General features: G+C 55.4%; 20 protein-coding genes. 8 read left to right on the top strand and 12 right to left on the bottom strand.

The features are described 5' to 3' along the window. Positions 1-62: 62 nt before the first annotated feature. Both B051_RS0114110 and B051_RS0114105 read right to left on the bottom strand, forming a co-directional pair. Complete coding sequence (locus B051_RS0114110) at positions 63-1181, bottom strand: glucose 1-dehydrogenase (RefSeq protein WP_018478861.1); 1119 nt, start codon at positions 1179-1181, stop codon at positions 63-65. A gap of 7 nt (positions 1182-1188) precedes the next feature. Beyond that, positions 1189-2997 (bottom strand): glycoside hydrolase family 15 protein, encoded by a 1809-nt coding sequence (locus tag B051_RS0114105; RefSeq protein WP_018478860.1) that lies wholly within the window; start codon positions 2995-2997, stop codon positions 1189-1191. Between the two features lie 566 nt (positions 2998-3563). Here B051_RS0114105 and B051_RS0114100 point away from each other — a divergent pair. Next, entirely contained in the window at positions 3564-4487 is a 924-nt protein-coding gene (locus B051_RS0114100; protein WP_018478859.1) for a DUF808 domain-containing protein, read from the top strand. Positions 4488-4561: 74 nt separating this feature from the next. Here the strand turns inward: B051_RS0114100 and B051_RS0114095 are convergent, their stop codons facing one another. Then, positions 4562-5032: a hypothetical protein gene (locus B051_RS0114095; RefSeq protein WP_018478858.1), complete on the bottom strand. Its 471-nt coding sequence runs from the start codon at positions 5030-5032 to the stop codon at positions 4562-4564. 237 nt (positions 5033-5269) lie between these two features. On the opposite strand from B051_RS0114095, the gene B051_RS0114090 reads away from it, so the two are divergent. The 3 genes from B051_RS0114090 to B051_RS0114075 all read left to right on the top strand — a co-directional run bounded on the left by B051_RS0114090 (position 5270) and on the right by B051_RS0114075 (position 7427). Next, positions 5270-5839: a GAF domain-containing protein gene (locus B051_RS0114090; protein ID WP_018478857.1), complete on the top strand. Its 570-nt coding sequence runs from the start codon at positions 5270-5272 to the stop codon at positions 5837-5839. Positions 5840-6262: 423 nt separating this feature from the next. Continuing rightward, the gene (locus B051_RS0114085; protein ID WP_018478856.1) at positions 6263-6526 is read left to right on the top strand and encodes a TFIIB-type zinc ribbon-containing protein; all 264 of its coding nucleotides are present in this window, start codon (positions 6263-6265) and stop codon (positions 6524-6526) included. Positions 6527-6674: 148 nt separating this feature from the next. Next, a complete protein-coding gene (locus B051_RS0114075) occupies positions 6675-7427 on the top strand; it encodes a cupin domain-containing protein (RefSeq protein ID WP_018478854.1) in 753 nt (250 codons plus the stop codon). Between the two features lie 206 nt (positions 7428-7633). Here the strand turns inward: B051_RS0114075 and B051_RS0114070 are convergent, their stop codons facing one another. The 4 genes from B051_RS0114070 to B051_RS0114055 form a co-directional block, all read right to left on the bottom strand. Continuing rightward, positions 7634-7975 carry a plastocyanin/azurin family copper-binding protein gene (locus B051_RS0114070; RefSeq protein WP_018478853.1) on the bottom strand — a complete coding sequence of 114 codons (342 nt, stop codon included), beginning with the start codon at positions 7973-7975 and terminating at the stop codon, positions 7634-7636. Continuing rightward, the gene (locus tag B051_RS0114065; RefSeq protein ID WP_026236409.1) at positions 7972-8520 is read right to left on the bottom strand and encodes a DUF4142 domain-containing protein; all 549 of its coding nucleotides are present in this window, start codon (positions 8518-8520) and stop codon (positions 7972-7974) included. The genes B051_RS0114070 and B051_RS0114065 overlap by 4 nt, the downstream gene beginning before the upstream one ends. A gap of 160 nt (positions 8521-8680) precedes the next feature. Next, positions 8681-9061 carry a RidA family protein gene (locus B051_RS0114060; RefSeq protein WP_018478851.1) on the bottom strand — a complete coding sequence of 127 codons (381 nt, stop codon included), beginning with the start codon at positions 9059-9061 and terminating at the stop codon, positions 8681-8683. A gap of 138 nt (positions 9062-9199) precedes the next feature. Continuing rightward, positions 9200-9595, bottom strand: a complete 396-nt coding sequence (locus B051_RS0114055) for a DUF983 domain-containing protein (RefSeq protein ID WP_026236408.1) — start codon at positions 9593-9595, stop codon at positions 9200-9202. Between the two features lie 159 nt (positions 9596-9754). Here B051_RS0114055 and B051_RS0114050 point away from each other — a divergent pair, with 159 nt between their 5' ends. From B051_RS0114050 to B051_RS0114045, 3 genes are all read left to right on the top strand, one after another. After that, positions 9755-10633, top strand: a complete 879-nt coding sequence (locus B051_RS0114050; protein ID WP_018478849.1) for a helix-turn-helix domain-containing protein — start codon at positions 9755-9757, stop codon at positions 10631-10633. A 42-nt stretch (positions 10634-10675) separates the two neighbouring features. Next, complete coding sequence (locus tag B051_RS22485) at positions 10676-10924, top strand: hypothetical protein (RefSeq protein ID WP_157578873.1); 249 nt, start codon at positions 10676-10678, stop codon at positions 10922-10924. A 516-nt stretch (positions 10925-11440) separates the two neighbouring features. Then, positions 11441-12676 (top strand): FISUMP domain-containing protein, encoded by a 1236-nt coding sequence (locus tag B051_RS0114045; RefSeq protein ID WP_018478848.1) that lies wholly within the window; start codon positions 11441-11443, stop codon positions 12674-12676. A gap of 66 nt (positions 12677-12742) precedes the next feature. On the opposite strand, the gene B051_RS21345 is transcribed toward B051_RS0114045, so the two are convergent. Beyond that, a complete protein-coding gene (locus B051_RS21345; RefSeq protein ID WP_245539632.1) occupies positions 12743-13081 on the bottom strand; it encodes a LytR/AlgR family response regulator transcription factor in 339 nt (112 codons plus the stop codon). Positions 13082-13292: 211 nt separating this feature from the next. On the opposite strand from B051_RS21345, the gene B051_RS0114035 reads away from it, so the two are divergent. Continuing rightward, a complete protein-coding gene (locus B051_RS0114035; RefSeq protein ID WP_018478846.1) occupies positions 13293-14456 on the top strand; it encodes a putative sensor domain DACNV-containing protein in 1164 nt (387 codons plus the stop codon). 7 nt (positions 14457-14463) lie between these two features. On the opposite strand, the gene B051_RS0114030 is transcribed toward B051_RS0114035, so the two are convergent. The 4 genes from B051_RS0114030 to B051_RS0114015 all read right to left on the bottom strand — a co-directional run bounded on the left by B051_RS0114030 (position 14464) and on the right by B051_RS0114015 (position 21334). Further along, entirely contained in the window at positions 14464-15147 is a 684-nt protein-coding gene (locus B051_RS0114030; RefSeq protein WP_018478845.1) for a LytR/AlgR family response regulator transcription factor, read from the bottom strand. A 39-nt stretch (positions 15148-15186) separates the two neighbouring features. Then, positions 15187-16695: a sensor histidine kinase gene (locus B051_RS0114025; protein WP_245539631.1), complete on the bottom strand. Its 1509-nt coding sequence runs from the start codon at positions 16693-16695 to the stop codon at positions 15187-15189. A gap of 83 nt (positions 16696-16778) precedes the next feature. Next, entirely contained in the window at positions 16779-20426 is a 3648-nt protein-coding gene (locus B051_RS0114020; RefSeq protein ID WP_018478843.1) for an ABC transporter permease/M1 family aminopeptidase, read from the bottom strand. Continuing rightward, positions 20423-21334, bottom strand: coding sequence for an ABC transporter ATP-binding protein (locus B051_RS0114015; protein WP_018478842.1), 912 nt, complete (start codon positions 21332-21334; stop codon positions 20423-20425). Before B051_RS0114015 ends, B051_RS0114020 begins: the two co-directional genes overlap by 4 nt. Between the last annotated feature and the right edge of the window lie 168 nt (positions 21335-21502).

Below are 21502 nucleotides of genomic sequence, written 5' to 3'. Positions count from 1 at the left end.
TTCTTCCTGAGTTGACTGTCTCTTCTGAAGACCTGCCAGCGCAGGTATAGCCGTGGCTGCGGCTATACCTGCTCACTCGGTTTATCCCATAGCAGCACGGTTTTGATGTCGTTCTCGGAGCGCAGGTCCAGCGCCTCGCGGTACTGCTGGAAAGGCAGCCGGGTCGTGATGATTTCATTCAGCAGGTCTCCCCATTTCGCTTTGGCCTTTTGCATGTCTTCAATGGCTTGCGCATAATGCAGGGTGCTGGCATTCACACTGCCCATGATGAGTTGGTTCTTCAACACTATTTGCTGCATCATTTCGGCACCCGTGATGCAAACCGGCCGGTCGCCATGCGGTATACCTGTCATGACGTAAATGCCGTTCACTCCCAGGGCATCTATCAACTGAAAGCCGAGTTCAGCGACACCGGTAGCCTCCAAAATAAAGTCCACCTGGCCGAGGCGGGCATCCAGAGTAGCCGTATCTACTTTCCGCCCATCCAGGTAAGTGCCGCCCAACCGCCTGAGGATGTCGGGCCGTTTGCTTCCCTCGTCCACGATGTCCAGACCGATGACTTCGGCGCCCCGCAACAGGAGCGCGATGGCAGCCAGCAGCCCGATAGGTCCCAGTCCAGCGACCAACGTGCGTTTGCCAATCAGCCAGGTGGCCGCTTTGGCCTGCGGAATTCGGGCAGCCTGTAGCGCCACCGCCTCCTCAATGGCTTTCTCCACCACAGACATGGGCTCGGTCAGCACCCCCACCTGCACCAACTCCGCAGGCACTTTGACCGCATACTGCTGCTCGTCCACCACATACTCCGTCTCAAAGCCGTGGCGGCCCTTGATGCCGCGCTCCGTGAACAGGCCGGTCATACACATATCGCTCCGGTTGCTCTGGCAGGCGGCGCACTGCCCGCAGCCCCTTCGCACGGTCAACACGGCATAGTCCCCTTTCCGGAAGCTTTTCACCTCCTTCCCTACCTCTACCACTTCCCCCAGCATCTCATGCCCGATAACGAGGTGGTCGGTACCTGCGGGCGCTTCTCCATACCCTGCCTCCACCTGTTCGCGGTCGGTGCCGCAGATACCTATTTCCAGTATCCGTAGCTTCAGCTGGTTTGGTCGTTCAATCTCTGGCTCCGGCACGTCGATGAGCTGTACCTGCCGTGTCTCGTTCAGTAAGGAAATGGCTTTCATGGTCGTATTATTTGGTGGCTTGTTTTTCAATCGTATGGTTCAGGCTGAGGGCGGCGCTGATGAGACCCAGGTGGGTGAAGGCCTGCGGAAAATTCCCCAGGTGCTCGCCTTTCATACCCAATTGCTCAGCATATAGTCCCAGGTGGTTGGCATACCCCAGCATCTTCTCGAAGTAGAGCGTCGCCTTGTCTACCTGCCCGGACAGGGCCAGGCACTCCACGTACCAGAAGGTGCACATCGAGAAAGTGCCTTCACCGCCCGTCAACCCTTCCACCTCCTCATCCGGACGGTAGCGGTAGACCATGGAATCAGAGACCAGCTCCTCCTCGATGCGCCTGAGAGTGGAGAGCCACTGCGGGTCGGTGGGACTGATGAAGCGCAGCAGGGGCATCAACAGGGCGGAGGCATCTACGGTCCTGGAGCCTTTGTACTGCACGAAAGTCTGCAGCTCCTCGTTCCAGAACTCCTGGTGAATGGAGAAGAAGATGGCATCGCGCACTTCCTGCCAGCGGGGTGGCAAGGGAAAGGAATGGTGCGCCGCTATCTTCATGGCCCTGTCTACGGCCACCCAGCACAGCAGCCGGGAGTACAGAAACTGGCGCTTTCCACCCCGCACTTCCCAAATGCCCTCATCTGCCAGTTGCCAGTTGTCGCAGACCCACTCCACCTGGCGCGACAGGTTTTGCCAGAAGCTATAGGAAATCGGCTCTACGTGTTTATCATACAGGTATACAGAGTCCAGCAACTCCCCGTAAATGTCGAGTTGAATCTGGTCATAGGCCCCGTTCCCAATGCGCACGGGCTGGGATTTCTTGTAGCCCTCCAGGTGGTTCAGTTCTATCTCCTTCAGGTCTTTGCCGCCATCTAGGGTATACATCAGCCGCAAATGCCCTGCATCCCCTATGTCGATGCACTGTTTCTCCACCCACTGCATGAAGGCGGTGGCCTCTTTCCGGTAACCCAGCTTTATGAGGGCGTAAATCGTGAAGGACGCGTCCCGAATCCAGGTATAGCGGTAGTCCCAGTTGCGTACCCCGCCAATCTCTTCCGGAAGGCCGAAGGTGGGTGCCGCCACAATGGAGCCATGGCGGTAAGAAACCATCAGTTTCAGCACCAAGGCCGAGCGATGCACCATCTCCATCCAGCGCCCGCGGTAGTTGCACTTGGCTGCCCACCGCTTCCAGTAGTGGATGGTGTCGTAGAGGCTTTTCTCCACAAAGGCGCTCAGGTCCTGGTGCGAAGGGCAATACTGGTCGGCCTGCTCCAATATGAAATCGGCTATCTGCCCTTTCTCCAGGGTGAACTCCGTGTAGACGTCCTCATCTGTATATTGCAGCGGCACGCTGCCCATCAGCCGCAGTTCAGGTCCCCCTTTTTCGCATCGGAAAATAAGCTCGTGCTCGCTCACCTGCGTGACGGTATGGCTGGCCCGGGCATAGTCAAAACGGGGGCAGCATTCCAGCTTGAAGCGCATCTTCCCTTTTACACAGGAAACCCTGCGGATAATCTCCTTTCCCCTGTATGCCTCTTCCTCGGGCATGAAATCCGTTATCTCCGCTACGCCTTCCTTAGAAAGAAAACGCGTGAGCAGCACATTGGTCTCCGGCAGGTAGAGTTGCTTGTGGTGGACGTCCTCCAGCAGCGGGTGTATGCTGAAGTGTCCTCCCATGTTGATGTCAAGCATCGCGGCAAAGACGGTGGGCGAATCAAAATCAGGGAAGCACATGAAGTCAATGGAGCCTTTCAGGCTGACGAGAGCAACCGAGTTGAGGTCTCCAATGATGCCGTAATCTTCGATGGGTAGGTATTCTTTCATAGTAATTCTAAGGATGCTGCTCGCTTTCTTTTTCTAGGCATACGCCGTGTCGGGTAGCGGCCTCAGCCGAGCCGCCCATTCAACAACCACTGGTAACTGTGGAGTCGCTTCATTGCCCCTGCAACCAAACTCTTCCCTTAGATACTGGCTTATAGCCAGATGTGTTCTATACCTGAGCGGCCCGACGCGCACAAATGGCCGGTGAGGACTATACTTTGGGGTGCCCACACCACGGCTGCAGCGATACAGTTCTTCGTTTAAACTGCGCAGCCCACCAACTCCTCTCCGCTATGCGACAGCAAATACGGTGGACAAGGTATAGGAGGCAACGGTTGCAGTTCTGAGGCAGCGATTCCCGATTCATTTCGGAGCCTTTTTTGGGCAGCGTGGAAGCTGTGAGCGGTGCGGGTATATTTATCGAAGCGAAAACCTTATTCGATTTGCATAGGTATCTGCAATTTCACGTTATTTACCAATCGAAAAATGCCTGCTCCGTTACAGGGTAGTAGCAATGGCTAAAACCTTTCCTGCAGGACGCACACCAACGCTCAAAAAAGAAAAAACGAATGGCTTCAGGATTACTTGCTTTATTAGATGATGTGTCTGCCCTTGTGAAAGTGAGTGCGGCAAGCCTGGACGATGTCCCTACCCAGGTGGCGAAGACGACAAGCAAAGTGTCCGGCATCGTGATTGACGACACCGCCGTGACGCCCAAGTATGTGGTAGGACTGGACCCGAAGCGCGAACTTTCCATCATTTACCAAATCGCCAAAAAGTCTCTGCTCAACAAACTGCTCCTGCTCAGCCCGGCAGCCTTGATTCTTGGGTTCTTCGCCCCTTGGGCCATCCCCCCTATCCTGATGCTGGGTGGTGCCTTCCTGTGCTTCGAGGGCTATGAGAAAGTCCACTCCATGTTCAGCAAGTCGCATGCAGATGCCGGCGAGACCACCGGAGAGGGAATGGAAGTGATAACGCCTGAGGAACTGGAAAAGCAACGGGTGACCGGCGCCGTCCGCACCGACTTGATTCTATCGGCGGAGATTGTGGCGATTACGTATGCCACCGTGGCCGACACGCCGTTGTTGAACCAGATTGTGGTGATGCTGGCCGTGGGTATCTTCATCACAGTGGCGGTTTACGGTTTCGTGGGCCTGATTGTGAAAGCCGATGACATTGGCGTACACATGGCCAAAGACAGGTTCCACCCGCAGGTGCAGAAATTAGGGCGCGGCATTGTGAAGTTCATGCCCAAGTTTCTGAAAATCCTGAGCTACGTCGGGACGGCGGCTATGCTGTGGGTGGGCGCCGAAATCATTGCACACGGTATCCCCTTCACCAGCCATGCGCTGGACAACCTGGAGCACTCGCTGGCCGATGTGCCTGTCCTGGGTTGGCTGGCCAAAGTGCTAGTAAGCGCTGTGGGTGGCCTGATTTTAGGATTCCTGATTGAACGCATCGTGGTGCTGGTACGCAGGCTTTTTAAGCGCTAAAATCTCCATTCTGCATATAAAAAAGAGCGGCCTACGTTAAGCAGGCCGCTCTTTTTTTGTGCGAATAACCACATTTATTGTGTTAGGTAATAGCGTGTTTCGTCGATGATGTTGCGCCTGTCCCTGCTGAATATGCTGACCCTGTAGCGACTGCCTTCGTGCGTTATCACCCAGGCTCCTAACGGGGCGCTGCGTATGGCCGAAGCGCAGGACTGCGGCGGCGGCTGGTGTCCGGGTGGTTTGCCTGGTAGCCATACCTTGCACTCCCCTGGAGGCGGCAGGTGCCCTTTGGGTATACGTAATGCGCTGAACGGGTAGCTGCGGCCCTCCCGGCCTCGTTCTTCCCAGTCCCTGTCACCTCTCTCCCAGTCTTTGTCTCGCTTCTCCCTGTCTTTCTCGCGTTGCTTGCGCTCTTCCTCGCTCCTCGGGTACGGATACTCTCTGTCATCAGGATAGCCTCCACCCGGGTAGCGGGTGGTGGAGCACGCGGATACTATTATAACTAGCAGCAAAACGAACAACAACGGAAGCGGGGTTCTTTTCATAGGTGCCACATCTTAATAAGTTCTGTAGGATACTTACGTGTAATGTACCGCAAAAATGTAGCCAACAAACTTGAACGCTCCGGTTGCTATACCTGTCCAGGCGGCAACTCCGTGGCTTGGTAACGTTATATTGCTGCCTCATTTTCACCAGTTATTGGTCATTCGGCGATTAAAAGCGTACCTTAGCAGAGACAGCCAAAAGGGCTGTCTCGAAAAAAGGACTAATTCCGGAAGAATATGAGCACGATGGTGATTGAGAATGCGAGAATGAAGGCCCTGCAGCGATATGATATTCTTGACACCCCGGCCGACGGCAGCTTTGACCGCATCACAGCCCTGGCTAGCAAAATGTTCAATATGCCTATCGCGCTCATCACGCTGGTCGACCATGACAGAATCTGGTTCAAGTCGAAGAGCGGCCTGGAAGGCGTGGAGCAGATTGACCGGGTCCCCGGGCTCTGCGCCTCGGCCATCTTCTCGAAGGAGGTATACCTGGTGGAGAATGCCCTGGAAGACCCTCGCACACTTGCCAACCCTTTGATCAGCAGCGACTTCGGATTGCGCTTCTATGCCGCCGCTCCGCTCCAAACGCACGATGGCCACAACCTCGGCACCCTGTGCATCATCGACAGAAACCAGCGCTACATCAACAGAGAGCAAATGGAGATGCTCCAGGAAATGGCAGCCATTGTCATGGACGAGATGGAACTGAGGCTGGCGGCGCGTACCGCCATCGAAAATAGTGAGAAGCAGATTTCGGAACTCAAAAGAGAAAACGAAGCATTGAGAGGCCGCCTGAGCAGCTAATATAGCCAACTACTTAAAACTGTACACGTCCTGTCATGTAAAGAAAGAACAGGACGAATCAACCCCATTCGCTGTACAGTAAAACCTGACTGATATACCTAAGAAAGAGGCTCCGCATGGAGCCTTTACTGTTTTAGGATGTGAGAGAACATGTAGATGCGCCTTGGCATACCCGCAAATAGCTATACCATTACCTGAAGGATTTAGCAAAAGGCTCTACCTATTCGTCACCACTTCAAAAGGGCCAGGAGCCTTTGAGTCTGTTCTGGGTTACCCAGCATCTCGTTTTGGATTTATTCACCCCGGGCTATACCTTTCCGGCCGCTGGGTCGTTGCCTTTAAGAGAACCTGTTAATTCAGATGCCTCGGAAGCCAAAGCTATCCACACATCTGTTCATCTAAAACCAACAAAACAGCACGCCTATGAAATGCCCATCCTGCAACGAGACGCTCCTGATGAGTGACAAGAAAGGAATAGAGATTGACTACTGCCCGAACTGCCGGGGCATCTGGCTCGACCGCGGCGAGCTGGAGAAGATAATTGAGCGCTCCGCTGACCACTACTCCAAAAAAGAGAACTACGAGTCGGATTACAAGCGCTACGGCTACGGCGAGTACGGGAACGATTACAACCAGAAACACCCTCACAAAAAGAAGAAATCCTTCCTGAGCGAGCTCTTCGACTAAGTTATACCCATTAAATCCGCCTGTATTGCCAACCAGCCATGCAGGCGGACTTTCCTTTTCAGGCCAACCCTGCCGGGCGCTCCCTTGTAACCCGGGTCCGCCTGCACGGGTTTAAGAAAGGAACATGTTCCCCTTAAAAAAACCGACTATGATTCCCATGACCACCGTTTCAGAAGTACTGGACAACCTGAAGTCCGAAGGCTATACCGTAGACTTTAACCTGAGTGACAACTGCCTGGTTTGCCACGGAAACTCGCTGCAGGTATACCCCGACGAATTTGTGGTGGACAGGCACTACCGCTTTGAAGGCATGTCTGACCCGGGCGATGAGGCCGTGGTATACGCCATCTCCTCCGACAAACACCAAATCAAAGGGACGCTGGTGGACGGCTACGGGATTTACAGCGACGAGATGACGAATGAACTCATTCAGGCGCTGCGCGATAAAACCGCTGCCCTTCCTGCCGAGACAGCCGAATCCGTCCAGAAGGAGAAATTCAACGAAGCCACGCCACAGCGACCAGAAGGAGAACGCACACTGGACGCCCAGTTGGTGGAGATGGACCTTAATCAGTTCAGAAGGCAGATAAAGACAGAGGAGGCCTGGCAGAGCAGCGACCGCAACGCCATCACCATTTTCAAGACAGGCGGTATGCGTCTCGTGTTGATTGGCCTGCACCAAGGCGCCGAGATGAAAACGCACACCGCTCCCGGTATCATCAGTGTGCAGGTGCTGGATGGAAAAATCCGCTTCACGACAGCGGACCAGACCTCCGAGCTCGGCGAGGGCCAGATGCTTGCGCTCCATGCTGGTATCCCGCATAGTGTGTTTGCCGCAGAAGAATCCGTTTTCCTGCTGACGCTCGCCATACCTGCCAAGCCGACAAAACAGAATCCGTAATCTGGTATTCAGGCTATACCTATACCTAACACCAAGCGCCTGAACGGGTAGCGGAAGCGGGTGAACCCAGGGTGGTGCCGGTCTGAAGGGCACGTTCTTTATGCGTTACAGGAGAATCTGGCCAAAAAGACACAGCTCCCCTAGACCTAAAAATCCCCACGGGCCACCCGCCTCCTTTGGCCCCCAATCAAGGCTTTACATTCTATCTACTTAAGCTTAATGCTGCCTTTCATAACCGGGTGAAAGCTGCAGAAGTACGTAGCAGGCTGCGCCATGACCCGCTGCCAGGACTCACCCGGCGCCAGCGGCGGCGACTGCCAATCCTTCTCTGCTTCCGTTACGTCGTGCGTCACCCTGTCTTTGTTCAGGAAAACCACCGTGTCGCCTTTCCGCACCAGCAGTTCCGCCGGGCGGAACTTCATCTGGATGATTTCAACAGTGTGCTTCTGCGGACTGGGAGGTATAGCGCGTTGCAGGGGCCCGCTCAGCAGCAGGACCGCGCCTGGCAGGTAGAGGCAATTCCGCAGAACCGTTTGTACGAGGCTCATTTCCCCTTCAGTTGCTTCTGCACCATCTGAGCATGTTCGAGGTGGGCGTTGAGCGCCGGCATGATATCCTGCAGCAGGCCCTTCAGTTCCGCGTTCTCCGATTCCGGGATAAGCAGCCCCTCTACCGCCGAGATAACGGCTTTGTGGTAGGCCACTTCGTTGTCGATGTACGCCCGGTCAAACGCGCTGCCTGACATTGCCCGGAGTTTTGCCTGGGTCTTCTTGGCATCGGCTAGCAGCTGTTGGCTCACGGCATTGTCTTCGGGGGTAACGTTCAGTTTCCCAACAAGGGCTACCGCCTGGTCTATCACAGCTTGGTGGTCGCTGGCCATCGTTTCCGCGAATTTCCGCACCTCGGCATTCTTGGATTTCTCTTTGGCAATGGCCGCGTAGTCAATGTCAATCTGGTTGGCTGTCACAGCGGTGTGCGCCACCTCTGCATCCGATAGTTTGGGGTTGTCTTGCGCCAGGGCAGGAAAGGCGAGCAGGAGCAGGAAGTAGGCCATACCTGCTGCCCACGAAAGAATTGATGAGTACTTTTTCATAGCGTCTGTCTTTAACCGTTGATTTCCTATTAGAGTCAGGAAGCAGCAATCGGTTACAAAAAAGACGCTAATTACTTTGGCTAGGCAGAACCTATACCTCGCCAAGGCGAAACCTGACTTGATGCCAACAGTCAGGCCATTGGCATCAGGCTTGGTTCCGCTACTTTTGCTGCGCTACCAGTTCTATTTCCACCTGCGCCCCAAGCGGGAGCGCTGCCACACCAATGGTGGTGCGGGCCGGGAAGGGCGATGAGAACATGGAAGCGTATACCGCGTTCATCGCACTGAAGTTAGCCATGTCGGTCAGGAACACATTCACCTTCACGACATCGTCCGGACCCAGGCCGGCCGCCGCCAGCACCTGGAACAGGTTCTCCAGGCACTGCCTGGTTTGGGCGCTGATGTCTCCTTGCACCAGTTTGCCGGTTGTGGCGTCGAGCGGGGTCTGCCCGGACAGGAAAAGGAGGTTGCCCGATTCTACCGCATGGGAATAGGGCCCGACCGCAACCGCCCCTTCCGCGTTGTATACCTTTCTTGGCATCGTCTGTTTCTTTAAACCATGAGCTGAAATATACCCATTGTCAGCCATACCTGAAAGCCACGCGAAAGGTTTGTTCAATTGAATACCAAAGCTTTGAATCAGCTATGCAAATTCAGTAACAGGTATACCCGCTCCTGTTTAGGCTCGCTTGGGTATCTGGCTGCAGGGCCCCTCGTACCGGATAAAGATGTTGATCCAGATGGCCCTGGACAAGCGGAAGATGATGGGCAGAAAGGCAACGACCACAACCGCCACCAGACCTATCATCATGGCCATGGTCACTTCTTCCACAAACTGGTATAGGATAACGAGGGCTATCAGGAAGATGCCCACGTTGAAGCCGAAGCTCACGTACATGGCACCGTAGTAATAGCCTGGCTCTGGCTCAAAGGTCTGCCCGCAGCACGGGCAGTTCGGATTCATGTCAGCGAAGCGGGTCGAGTAAAGGGTGCCTTTCGGGAACATGTTCCCTTCCCGGCACCGCGGGCATTTCGCCGCCGCTACACTGTATAGAAAAGAATTTTTTTGGCTCATTTTGTCTCTCTGTTTATCACCATGTAAAGGTAACACTTAAGCAGAAGATTCTGGCGGCACAAAAATGACATAATACTGCACTTTTCGCCCGCAGCCAACGTGCTTGATTCGTCCTCATTTTACGGTTCCTTTGTACCTTGCGCTGCGTAAAAGAGCCGTATGCAGAAAGAACACCTCCCCATCTACCAGATACAGGATTTTGAGGCCCAGGCCCGGAAGGAGCAGTACTTCTACTTCAGCACCTTCTCGGCGCATCTGCAAGAGCATTTGTTCACCCGCGAGCCCCACAAACACGATTTCTACATCATCCTGCTCGTTACCCAGGGCAGCGGCATCCATACCATCGATTTCAGGGAGTACGACCTGCAACCGGGTATGGTATTTTTCCTTTCCCCCGGCCAGGTGCACAGCTGGCGACTCTCAGACGACGCCGATGGGTTCGTTGTGTTCTTTACACAGGAGTTCTATACCCGGGAATACCCGGATAAATCGCTGTTCAATTTCCCTTTCTTCCATGCCATTTCAGATAGCCCGGTACTGCGTCTATCAGATGGAGAGGATGTCTCGCTCCTGCCCGTCCTGCACTTGCTCAGACAGGAATTCGGCCAGACAAAGCCCCTGCGCCATGTCATGCTCAGCAGGCTGCTCGACGTGCTGCTCATCGAACTGACCAGGCTGTACCGGCCTGCGGAAGGCGCATCAGAAACTGTTGGGAAAGACAGGGCGCTACTGCAAAACCTGTACAGGCTCCTGGATGCACACTACAAGGAGCACAAGCCCGTGGCTTTTTATGCCGACAACCTGCACGTAACGCCCAAGCACCTGAATGAAATCTGCAAAGGCGCTCTGGGCAGAACCACCAAGGAACTGCTGCAGCACCGCGTCCTGCTGGAGGCACAACGGCTGCTGGTGCACGCCGACCTGACCAGCTCCCAGATTGCCGCCGAACTAGGCTACTTCGACAACACGTACTTTTTCCGCTTTTTCAAAAAGCAGGTGGGCTGCACACCGGAGCAGTTCCGGGCAGCGAATAGATAATATCTCCTGCCGCCGACAGGCCGCCGCACCCCCCTCCTTTGGATGGCCTATACCTATACCTATACCTATACCTATACCTATACCTATACCTATACCTATACCTATACCTATACCTATACCTATACCTTGCTTCGTTGCTGCGGGGCTGCGGGTCTTGCAGTTCGCTCGCTGAATTGCTCTGTAGCTTGCCATGGCCGGGCAGGCCTCACTTTTTGTCTTGACACAAAAAGTAAGCAAAAAGGTCAAGACGCTCCAAACTCGCTGACCGCTCAAACAGTGGAGCGCCATTAGGTGCACCTGGCTCAAGGCACTGCTCTGTAGCTGCTGTGGAAGCTCTCCCCTTGAGGGGAGTCAGAGGGGTGTTAAGTCTATACTATACCTATACCGACCCTCAGTAGCAGCTACTACATCACTTATACCTGGCCACCAGCAGCGGCCGGCTCCTCTACTTAGACAAGGAGGGACAGGGGTGGTTGGACCAGACTTATGTCTATACCTATACCTGTGTCACTACCGTTATTGCCTTCCCGCTACTGTTATTCCGACGAAAGGAGGAATCTGTTGCGCTGCCTCACCCGCCCTCTACGCTGTACACTCCCGGACACCCCTGTACAGTTACGGACACTGCAATGAAGTGCTGCTTCGTCATACGCTGAGATAAGGGGCTTTTTCTCTTGGCATACTTCTTGGCAATAATGGATTAGTACTATTCAATAACATTAAAACCAAGATGCCTATGCTTACACCATCACCTGCTCCCGTCCTACTACCACCCCATCCAATCACAAAATAAAACCGATTGAAAAAATGAAAGCCATTCAAAACGTATTCTCAAAATTGATGCTCAGCGCACTTGTCGTGATAGCTATGTGCAGCTGTGAAAAAGAAGACACCTCTCCTGCCGTGGTGGACCCCAATGCTCCCACTACTCCTCCCCGGGAAACTCCTTTCACCGAAATACCCGATGAACTGGTGGGTACCTGGTATGGCGACCGCAACGACGGTCCCATGAACGTCAACTGGGACCAAGGCTCCTTCCAGGGTGAAGTAGGCTTCATCGAGTTCAGGACCATGGTGTTCACCAAAAACGGCAAGAATGCCGTGGAGTATTCTTCTGATGTGATTACCTTAGGCGATGAGACAAAACAGTACTTCTACAAGATGACTGGCACGCTGGAGTACAAGAGCAACCCCGCCCAACTCACGTTCCATGCCCAGTCCGGTAAGATGCGGATATTCAGCAACAAGTACACCGGCTACAAGGAGCACGACATCATCCAGAAGGACGTGGATAACTACGAGAGCATCCTGGTGAACCCAGAGGCCACTACCTTCTCCACTTCCACCAACTACCTGAACGCCAAACGTGTGGACGGTGCTACCCAGCTGACTGTGAAATACATCAAGGCCGGAAGCTCCACCACGCCGGGCGGAGGCAACCCCAATCCGTCTGACCCTTACAGCGCACCGCCCAGCGCTGGTACTTACCTTCAGATTGGCAACCAATACTACCCCACCGTCACCATAGGCAACCTGGAGTGGATGTCGGTGAACTATGCAGGCGTCGGAGGTATAAAGGACTCTTCCAAGCCCCAGTACGGCACCTATTTCAAGTATGCTGATTTGGATGATATACAGATTCCCACAGGCTGGCGCATACCTACCAAGCAGGATTACCTGGCCTTGCTCAAGTCGCAGGGTATCAGGTTCGACGAGGTATGGGAAAGCACCGATGGCGCTGATTTGCAGTCTAAGAAGCTGCTGGGACAGCTCATGTCCACCACCGGTTGGCTCAAGCAGGACGGCTTCGCTAACAACAAGTCGGGCTTCAATGCCGTGCCGGCCAACCTGCAGGTGACCAACGGCAACCCGCACGGCGAAGGCACCAACTGCCTGCTCTGGACCTCCACCCTGGACGCTGAGGAAAACCCGGTCGTGTTCAAAATCATCCAGCTGCCCAGCGATACCTATTCTTCCTTCAGCGCATACCCGGTTGGTTTCAATCCGGCACACATCCCCGTGCGGCTCGTTCGAAACAAATAGGCCGTACTTACCAGGTATACCTGCACAGAAACGCCGCTTCTCTTTTGGGGAAGCGGCGTTTTGCTTTTAGTTTGTACGGAAGTGCTCTACCTTCTGTAACTGCTGCATGTTCGATGCCACAACGAGTACATCGTTTCCTTTCACCCATACCTGGTGGCGCTCGATTTTGTCAATCCGGTCTTTGGCCACGATGTAGGAACGGTGCACCCGGATGAACCTGTCAGCCGGCAGCAGCTCGCTCAGCTCGTTGATGGTCATGCGCGAGAGCAGCTTCTTGTCCTCCAGCACGAAGGTCACGTAATTACCAGCCGCCTCCATGTACAGAATCTCGTCGAACAGCACCTTCACCTGCTCATACCCCGATTTTAGGAGAATGCAGTCATTTGATTCATTGTCTTGAAACATGTTCGAAATGGCTCTGCTGTAGTCATTGCAACTTTCCCATATAGGAAACAGGTATATGGCAGTCACGTATAAAATAATAGGTTTACTCTAGTATATTCTTTGACGGATACTACGTTAGGTGTAAACGTATGAAATCAGTTGGCATACCCTCCTTATGCCTAGGTGCCCCTTCCTCTATGCCGTGAGCGCCCAACTCTCTTACAGCTCCGCCATGAATAACGAACATGTACAAACTACCCATATCTCCAAGTACCAGGCAGCTTTGACGCTTGTCGAAACGGTACAGAAGCACTACTCACGTCATGTCGTCAGCACGCGTAGGCATGGGGAGCAGGGACTGGCCATCCAGCCCCATGCGCAGGCCATTGAAGCAATAATCGACACCGCCTTCTGGACAAGCCTCCGCCGCGAAGAGGGGCTTTCCCCAAAGATATCAATTGCCTTCCTCCCGCCCGAGCAGTCCGGGCAGCCTCTGCTCTTCGGGCAGCGGCTCATGCTCACCACAGACACCCTTACAAAACTCGCCCCTGGCGTGGAGCGCACCGGTATATACCTAGGGGTATGGTATGAGAAAGATGAGCTTTATGTGTGGGGAACCACGCGCCAACTGCCCAACTTTTGCTTTGTGGTGGACGTGACGGACCCTGGTCTGTTGGTGGTCAAGCACAGGCGTACCGGTGGGCTTTTGCACTTCAAGAACATGGCCGTGCTGACTGGGGAACTGGTAAAGGTGATAGACGAAGGGAGGGCGCACCTGCCGGAATGCCCCACGCTGCTCACCTCCCTCCTTGGCCTGGGCTCCTCTTCTGACTGGAACGACTCCATCAATCCGCTGGTGCACCTGGCCCTGTCTATGCGGGCCCATCGGCACGGTGGTGCGCTTTTGATAGTGCCCGCCCACTCCGACACATGGCGTGACTCCATCGTTCACCCCATCATGCACCTGATTGAGCCACCCTTCTATGGCCTTTCGGAGTTGATGAAGCAGGATAAAAAAGAGCGGGGCAATAGCAAATGGCAACTGGCCCTAAATGATGCGATTGACAGCATCGCCTGCTTTACAGCCGTGGACGGTGCGACCATTATCAGTGATGAGTTCGAATTGATAGCCTTTGGAGCAAAGATTAAGCGCACAGTTAGAGGAAATCCGGTGGAGAAGATGCTGGTGACCGAACCGGTCCTGGGCTCCGAAGGAAAGCTCGTGCACCCGGCCAGCAATGGCGGTACCCGGCACTTGTCAGCAGCACAATTCGTTTTCGACCAAAAAGACACCATCGCTCTGGTAGCATCACAGGATGGCCGCTTCACCGCATTTGCCTGGTCTCCTTGCGAGGGAATGGTGCACGCCCACCAGATTGATACCTTGCTGCTGTGAACCTGTGCTATACCTTCTGCAACTGCTGCATGTACGAAGCCCCGACAGGTACCTCGTTTCCTTTCACGCATACCTGGTGGCGCTCGATTTTGTCAATCCGGTCTTTGGCCACGATGTAGGAACGGTGCACCCGGATGAACCTGTCAGCCGGCAGCAGCTCGCTCAGCTCGTTGATGGTCATGCGCGAGAGCAGCTTCTTGTCCTCCAGCACGAAGGTCACGTAATTACCAGCCGCCTCCATGTACAGAATCTCGTCGAACAGCACCTTCACCTGCTCATAGCCCGTCTTCAGGAAGAGGTAGTCCTTGGCGGGTGCGGGGGCTGCGGTGTTGCCTCTCAACTGGTGCAGTTCCTGTGCCTTATTACAGGCTTTGATGAACCGGGGCAGTGAGAAGGGCTTGAGCAGGTAGTCCACGGCATCCAGCTCAAAGCTGGTCACCGCGTGTTCCGTATAGGCCGTCGTGAAAATCACCAGGGGCCTTTTCTGCAGGCTCGTCACGAACTCCAGACCCGATATGTCCGGCATCTTGATGTCCAGGAACAGCAAATCGATGGGCTCGCTTTGCAGGTACTCCAGCGCTTTGAAGGCATCGGTGAAGCAGGCCGTCAGCTCCAGGAAAGGCACCTTGGCCGCCAGCGACCGCACCACCTCCAGTGCCATGGGCTCGTCGTCTATCGCAATTGCTCTCATAATTCCTTCAGGCTATACCTCTTGCCAAGGTATGCAAATTTAAAGTTGAAGCGTCAGGTGCACGAAATATTCTTCCGGCGTCTCCCGGATGATGAGCTCGTGACGCTCGGGGTACAGCAGACTCAGCCGCTGCCGCACATTGGCCAGACCAATGCCCGACTTATCCTTCTCCGGGTCTTGCTCCGACCGGGTATGGGTACTGTTGTATACGTCAAAGTAGAGTTTGTCCTGGTCGCAGTGCAGGCTGATTCGTATCCAGGACTTGCGTTTGAGGCTGATGCCGTGCTTGAAGGCGTTCTCCACGAAGGGTATCAGCAGCATCGGGGCGATGTATTTCCGCTCCAGCACGTCCTCAATTTTGGTTTCAATCACCATGTCCGGCGAGGAGGAAGTGCGCAGCAGCTGCAGGTCGATGTAGTTGCGCATGTATTCTATTTCGCGGGAGATGAGGATTTTCTGCTGATGGTTCTCGTGCAGCATGAAGCGCATCATGTCGCCCAGCATCTGTATGCCCTGTGCGGTGCGCTCGCTGTTCTCCTGCAGCGCCGTGCCATACAGGGTGTTGAGCGCGTTGAAGAGGAAGTGCGGGTTGATTTGCGAGCGGAGGAAATCGAGGTTGGCGCTCGTCGTGCCCAGCTCCTGCTTCAGCACGTACAGTTCCTCGTTGCCCTTCATCTGCCGTTTGAACAGAAACCAGATGGCAGGCGCCATCACCACGAGTTGGAATACAGAGTTGAACATGCTGGCGCCGAAAGCTGTGTCCTCGTCGTTGAGCAGCAGCATCATCAGGAAAGCCACCGGCAGGTAAGCTAGCGCCATAATACCGAATACCAACAGCATGTATTTCTTGAACGGGTGCTTTGATTTGAGCGACCGGGGAATCAGGAAATAAAACCCAAAGCAGTACAACAGTATAGCACTCAGCGAAATAAACGCCCACACCACCGTGATTTCGGACCCCACCCGCAAGGCGAGCAGCAGAAACACCGACACCATCCAGACGATGAAGGCCGTGAGCGTATCGCGGGTCAGCATCCGGTACCGGGACTGGATGACAGTTGAATTCGACAGCAGGTACAGCCCGCTGTACTTGATGAAGGTATAGAGACAGAACAGCACCACAAGCCCCAGCGCATTGCGGAAGCTCTCCTGGAAAATGAAGTCGTACGTCTGCTGTTCGGTATCTTTGTCCACCAGCAGGTAGCCTTTCGTATAAGTGTCCAGGATGCCGGTCACAAAACCCACTACCAGGTATAGGAGCACGATGAGGCCTATCTGGAGCACCAGCCGCTCCTTGTTCAGCAGTTTGGGAACCACCTTGAAGTTGAGAAACAGAAACGCCAGGTAAAGCAAGGTATAGCGGATGAGCTGCGGCCAGAAATAATGCTCGTAGTAGCGGCCCCCTACACCTGCCTCCTCAAACAATTCCCTGTCGGGCCAGTTGGAGGTGGAAAGGGAAAACAGCGCAAACACAAAAATGGTGGTAGCGGCCCAAAACTCCACTTTGTTATGCTGGAGCGGCTTTTCTATAGGGGATTCTAAGGTCATGTCATTCATAAGACAATGTTATCTTAAAGCTAAGAGGAAAAACAAAAAATGTGATGAAAGCGGCTGATTTTGTGACGGACGGCTCAGAACATGACATCCAGCATGAAATGAAGCAGTTGCTCCGGCTGCCGGATGTGGAGCGCCTGCGCAGGGGCCGCCGGTTTCTTCAGAATCACCTCCCGGACGTTATCCATCATGTCCAAATCAATGAGTAGGTTGCGCGGGTCTATACCTGCCTGTGTCGGTTTGCCGGGCACCGTCACGTAGATTCGCTGCTCCCCGGCACGAATCCGGTGCAGCTCCAGGTACAGCAATTCCCCTGCGCTTCCGTCTTTTCCGGCCCCGTATACGCCCACTTCAACCATGTCATCCAGCGGCACGGGTGTTTCCACTCCTTCCGTATCCACCTCTGCTTTCTGAGCCCGCACATCCAGCGCCACACGCCATTGCCCGTTACCTACTTCCTCCGCCTCCACGGCTTTGGCCTGCAGGTCCCAAAAGGTGTTCTTCTCGAACAAATCGGAGAGCAGGTACTGCAGCGAGTCTGGCGTGACCATGCTGAGCTCCCGGTATAAATCGAGCGAGGTGGGCAGGGGCGGCTCACCGGTGCCATGTTTTGCCAGCAGATTTTGGAGAGCACTGTTGACGCGGCCCTCGCCCAGGTATTCTTTCAGGGCATACATGGCGAACGGACCTTTGCGGTAGGCCTGGAAAGCGTCAGTTGCCAGCAGCAGGGGCACATCGGCTTTGGAGCGGGGCGTCAGGTAGGACTCGCGCATAATCCAAAGGAGATGCTGCAAATGCTCCGGTCCGTGTGCCGCCTCCACCACGCCCAGGGCACTGTACCAGGCCAGGCTTTCGGAAAGCAGCGCAGCCCCCTCCACGGCAGCCGGTACCAGTTGGTGCGCCCACCACTGATGGGCCATTTCGTGCGCCGCCACCGCGAAGGACAGGTCAAACCCGCGCTTGTCTTCTTTCGGATTCATCATGGAGAAGTTCTCGGTCAGCGCGATGGTGGCCGGGTAAGCCGAAGCGCCGTTGCCGGCCCCAGGGTACTCCACCAACCGGACCTGCCGGTGCGGGTAAGGCCCGAAGTTTCGGGTATAGTAGTCCAATGAGGCTTGGGTGCTTTGTATCAACTGGTCCACGTTGTGGGCGTGCTTCGGATGGTACAGCACCTGGATTTGAACACCCTGCCAGCTGGCCTCCCGCACCGCATACCGGGCAGAGAAAAAGGCAAAGAGGTTACGAATGGGAGCATCAGCGACGTAATGGAAGTAGCGTCGGCCCTTCTCGGTCCAAGTGCGGCGCAGTTCGCCGGTCGTGATGGCTGCCTGGTCTGCTGCCGTACCCACCACTGCCTCAAAGCGGATGCGTTCTACCCTGGCTGTGTTCAGGCGTGCCGCCTCATCGTACAGCGGAGCCACTGTAGGTTTGGGAGGCAAATTGTGCGCTTTGCGTTCGCCTGCTTCCGCCAGTTCTCGGCTAGGTTGGTAACCGATGGCCGGCAGCCACTCCTGATTCATGAAAAACGTACCGTTGTCCGCCACCGCCTGCGGCATACCCTGGCCGGTGAATCCCTTCGGCTTGTACTGCACTTCAAACGTCAGCTGCAGCGAGTCGCCGGGCTGAAGCGGCTGCCCCAGGGTATAGATAGCGTGGCGATGCTCCCTGTCTTCCAAAGCGGCTTTTGCATTCCGATTAAATGTCACCTGGCGTGTCTCCACTTCGGAGGCCGTGGACAGGTGTATGGTGTCAATGGCTACTTTACTTTTGTTTTGGAGCACATACACGCCGCGCACCAGGGCCTCGCTTTGGTCAGGGTATAGCTCTACATGCAGTTTGGTGGCGGTGAGCTGCGGCTGTGGCGTATTCCCATATTGGCTGTACAGGCGCTCATAGGTCGCCCGCCGCTCGGCCAGCTCCTGTTTGGACAGATTCTCCTGCAGCACATTCGTGTTGTAGAACACAAAGGCCCCCAGCGTGAAAATCAAAATTCCTCCACCTGCAGCCAGCAGCAGATACGATACTTTTGGCCGCGCCACAGCCTGCCGCAGTCGCCAGGCTATACCTGTCTCGTGGCCCCGTACCCAAAACAGGCGCGCGACCAGCGCCAACAGCACCGCCCAGCCTACCCAGTACAGCTTGAACCAGAACCAGGGAGCCAGCGACAGCCCAAACCCACTGAAATCGGAATAGGACCAGCCTGAGTCGGCGTTGTAGACCAGCAGCTTCTGCCCCACGCCCAATTCGGCCGCGAAAACAGAAAACAAGAAGGTGAGAAAGAAGAGGATGTGCCCCATGTATTTCTGGTTCACTAGTAGGTGCACCGCCAGCGCCAGCACCGCAAACAGCAGGTAGTCAGCCAGCTGCAGTCCGAACAGCACGCGTAGGTATAGCCCTAGTTCCACATCCGGATGCCCCAGCCCCAACTGTATGGCTAAACCTGCCAACAGGAAAACCGTCTGCACGGCCAGCAGCATCAGCAGGGCGCTGAGCAGTTTGGCGAGCAGCGACACCCCATCGGCCACCGGCGCCGCATCCGCAATGTCCTGCATGCGGGCATCGCGCTCCCGCCAGACCAGCTGCCCCATGTACACTACCAGCACAGCGACGACGGTCAGCCGGAAGAGGAGCAGGTCGTAGGTCTGAACAATTCGCCCGGTGGTAGCCAGAGTGGGTACGCCCAATGAACCTTCCAGCCATTCCGGCACGAGCATCAACAGCATACCCGCCAGGAACACCAGGCACATCCAGCCCCAGCCCAGCAGGTTCTCCCGAAAAGACTGAAATGTGAGTGCACTCAACTGGTATAGCTGGGTATTCACATTGAATGTCTTGTGGACCGGCTGCAGCGAGATGGGAGCTGTCCAGTCATTGGAAGTCACTAATTGCCTCCGCCTGGTCAGTCGGCTCCACCAGCTCACCCCTGCGTAGTGCGCAAAACGGAAGCGGTAGTGGGCAAGCGTTAGCATGCCCAAAGCCACCAGCACCCACAAAACACGGTTCCAGACCAGCCAGCCGTCCACCGGAACCAGTTCCGTGTTCACCTGAAGGGGCGTGAGGGTTTTGTGGAAATGGCTCACCAGCGTGAAGCCCGACAGGTCCAGTTGCTTGCTCAGGCTCCAGAGCCCCATGTGGTCCGCCAGCACCTCTTTGCTCACCATGGCCATGATAAACAGCACCCCTCCCACCAGAAAGCTTGTGAGGGCGTGGCGGCTGAGCAAAGCCACCGAAAACAGTATGGCCGTAGCTACAAACAGGTTAGGCAACGCAATCAGGAAGAAGGCGCTGAGGTAAGGAACGAGCCGGAACGGGCCGAAAAGCGAGGCGTCTATACCTGGAATGAAAACCGCCAGCATCAACCCCAGCGGCAGTGCCAGCAGCACTAGCGTCGTGATGGCCAGGGCACCCAGGAACCGACCGCCCAGGTAAGTGAATTTACTGATGGGCGAGGTATAGAGGAGCGGCTCGATGCGGTCCTGTAGGTCGTGAGTGGCCGCATCGCCGGCCACGGCCGCTACCACCAGCAAAACCAACAGACTGGCGATACTTGTGATGGCGGCCGTCACGACCGGGGCGTTAAGCAGGTAGTCGCCGCTGCGCACGTTGTCGGTGAAGCTTGCCACCATGGCAAAGGTGATTCCCAGGAAAATCAGGAAGTAGAGCCAGGTAGAAACCCGGCGCAACTGGCTACCTAGCTCGAAGCGAAAAATCTCCCACAGTTTCATAGCGCCACCTCCTTCGCTGCCTGCGCCCGCCGCTGCCCGAAGTGCCCTGCCATCGTGCTGAAGTACACGTCCTCCAGATTGGCCTCCGTCCCCTCAAAGCCCATGCCCGGTGCCCTTTCGCTGTACACCCGGACAACGAACTTCCCGGCCTGCAGCCTGGTAGAGATGACCGCCAGTTCCCGTTGCATCAGCGGCAGCTGGTCTTTGTCAATGATTTTCCGCCACACCCGCCCCTGCAGCGCCTCAGTGGCCAGGAGCGGCTCCGCCTCCAGCAGAATTTCGCCTTTGTCGATGATGGCCATGTGCGTGCACAGCTCCGAGACATCCTCCACAATGTGCGTAGACAGGATGACCACCGCGTTTTCGCCGAGCTCACAGAGCAGGTTCAGGAAACGTACCCGTTCCGATGGGTCCAGCCCGGCCGTGGGTTCGTCCACTATCAGCAGTTTTGGGTTGCCGAGCAGCGCCAGCGCCACCCCGAACCGCTGCCGCATACCTCCCGAGTAGCCGCCCAGCTTCTGCTGGCGTACCTCCCACAGGTTAGTCTGCCGGAGCAGGCCCTGCACGGCTTCGGTGCGGGCAGCGCGGTTGGTGATGCCCTTCAGTATGGCGAAGTGGTCGAGCAGGCGCTCGGCACTCACGTTGCGGTACACCCCGAACTCCTGTGGCAGGTAGCCCAGCGTCTCCCGCACCTTGTCTTTCTGCCGGACCACATCCAGGCTCCCGAAATGAATCTGCCCTTCGTCAGGCTCCTGCAGGGTGGCCAATATGCGCATAAGGGTGGACTTGCCGGCGCCATTGGGCCCCAGCAGACCATACATACCCGGCGGAATGGTCAGGCTTGCGTTCTTGAGGGCCTGCACTCCGTTCGGGTAGGTTTTCGAGATGTTTCTGATAGTCAATTCCATAGTCTTACCTTGTCATTTCTTCTCCTGTCGTTCGCCCGCCGGAATGGATGGTGGGCTAGACAGGAGTAAGGTTAGACAAGCTCCAACAGGAATTCAACTTAAAGTGATGAAACACCTGAAATTTGTGATAAACCAGAGGCAGCACCAAAGCGTGAGGCTCTGATAGAG

Source organism: Pontibacter roseus DSM 17521, from assembly GCF_000373265.1.
Lineage (GTDB): Bacteria > Bacteroidota > Bacteroidia > Cytophagales > Hymenobacteraceae > Pontibacter > Pontibacter roseus.
This window is presented reverse-complemented; position numbering and strand designations above follow the sequence as displayed.

What these genes read in the sequence shown, in the direction of transcription:
- B051_RS0114110 (WP_018478861.1), bottom strand. Translation starts at nt 1,181, where the DNA reads ATGAAAGCCATTTCCTTACTGAACGAGACACGGCAGGTACAGCTCATC.
- B051_RS0114105 (WP_018478860.1), bottom strand. Translation starts at nt 2,997, where the DNA reads ATGAAAGAATACCTACCCATCGAAGATTACGGCATCATTGGAGACCTC.
- B051_RS0114100 (WP_018478859.1), top strand. Translation starts at nt 3,564, where the DNA reads ATGGCTTCAGGATTACTTGCTTTATTAGATGATGTGTCTGCCCTTGTG.
- B051_RS0114095 (WP_018478858.1), bottom strand. Translation starts at nt 5,032, where the DNA reads ATGAAAAGAACCCCGCTTCCGTTGTTGTTCGTTTTGCTGCTAGTTATA.
- B051_RS0114090 (WP_018478857.1), top strand. Translation starts at nt 5,270, where the DNA reads ATGAGCACGATGGTGATTGAGAATGCGAGAATGAAGGCCCTGCAGCGA.
- B051_RS0114085 (WP_018478856.1), top strand. Translation starts at nt 6,263, where the DNA reads ATGAAATGCCCATCCTGCAACGAGACGCTCCTGATGAGTGACAAGAAA.
- B051_RS0114075 (WP_018478854.1), top strand. Translation starts at nt 6,675, where the DNA reads ATGATTCCCATGACCACCGTTTCAGAAGTACTGGACAACCTGAAGTCC.
- B051_RS0114070 (WP_018478853.1), bottom strand. Translation starts at nt 7,975, where the DNA reads ATGAGCCTCGTACAAACGGTTCTGCGGAATTGCCTCTACCTGCCAGGC.
- B051_RS0114065 (WP_026236409.1), bottom strand. Translation starts at nt 8,520, where the DNA reads ATGAAAAAGTACTCATCAATTCTTTCGTGGGCAGCAGGTATGGCCTAC.
- B051_RS0114060 (WP_018478851.1), bottom strand. Translation starts at nt 9,061, where the DNA reads ATGCCAAGAAAGGTATACAACGCGGAAGGGGCGGTTGCGGTCGGGCCC.
- B051_RS0114055 (WP_026236408.1), bottom strand. Translation starts at nt 9,595, where the DNA reads ATGAGCCAAAAAAATTCTTTTCTATACAGTGTAGCGGCGGCGAAATGC.
- B051_RS0114050 (WP_018478849.1), top strand. Translation starts at nt 9,755, where the DNA reads ATGCAGAAAGAACACCTCCCCATCTACCAGATACAGGATTTTGAGGCC.
- B051_RS22485 (WP_157578873.1), top strand. Translation starts at nt 10,676, where the DNA reads ATGGCCTATACCTATACCTATACCTATACCTATACCTATACCTATACC.
- B051_RS0114045 (WP_018478848.1), top strand. Translation starts at nt 11,441, where the DNA reads ATGAAAGCCATTCAAAACGTATTCTCAAAATTGATGCTCAGCGCACTT.
- B051_RS21345 (WP_245539632.1), bottom strand. Translation starts at nt 13,081, where the DNA reads ATGTTTCAAGACAATGAATCAAATGACTGCATTCTCCTAAAATCGGGG.
- B051_RS0114035 (WP_018478846.1), top strand. Translation starts at nt 13,293, where the DNA reads ATGAATAACGAACATGTACAAACTACCCATATCTCCAAGTACCAGGCA.
- B051_RS0114030 (WP_018478845.1), bottom strand. Translation starts at nt 15,147, where the DNA reads ATGAGAGCAATTGCGATAGACGACGAGCCCATGGCACTGGAGGTGGTG.
- B051_RS0114025 (WP_245539631.1), bottom strand. Translation starts at nt 16,695, where the DNA reads ATGACCTTAGAATCCCCTATAGAAAAGCCGCTCCAGCATAACAAAGTG.
- B051_RS0114020 (WP_018478843.1), bottom strand. Translation starts at nt 20,426, where the DNA reads ATGAAACTGTGGGAGATTTTTCGCTTCGAGCTAGGTAGCCAGTTGCGC.
- B051_RS0114015 (WP_018478842.1), bottom strand. Translation starts at nt 21,334, where the DNA reads ATGGAATTGACTATCAGAAACATCTCGAAAACCTACCCGAACGGAGTG.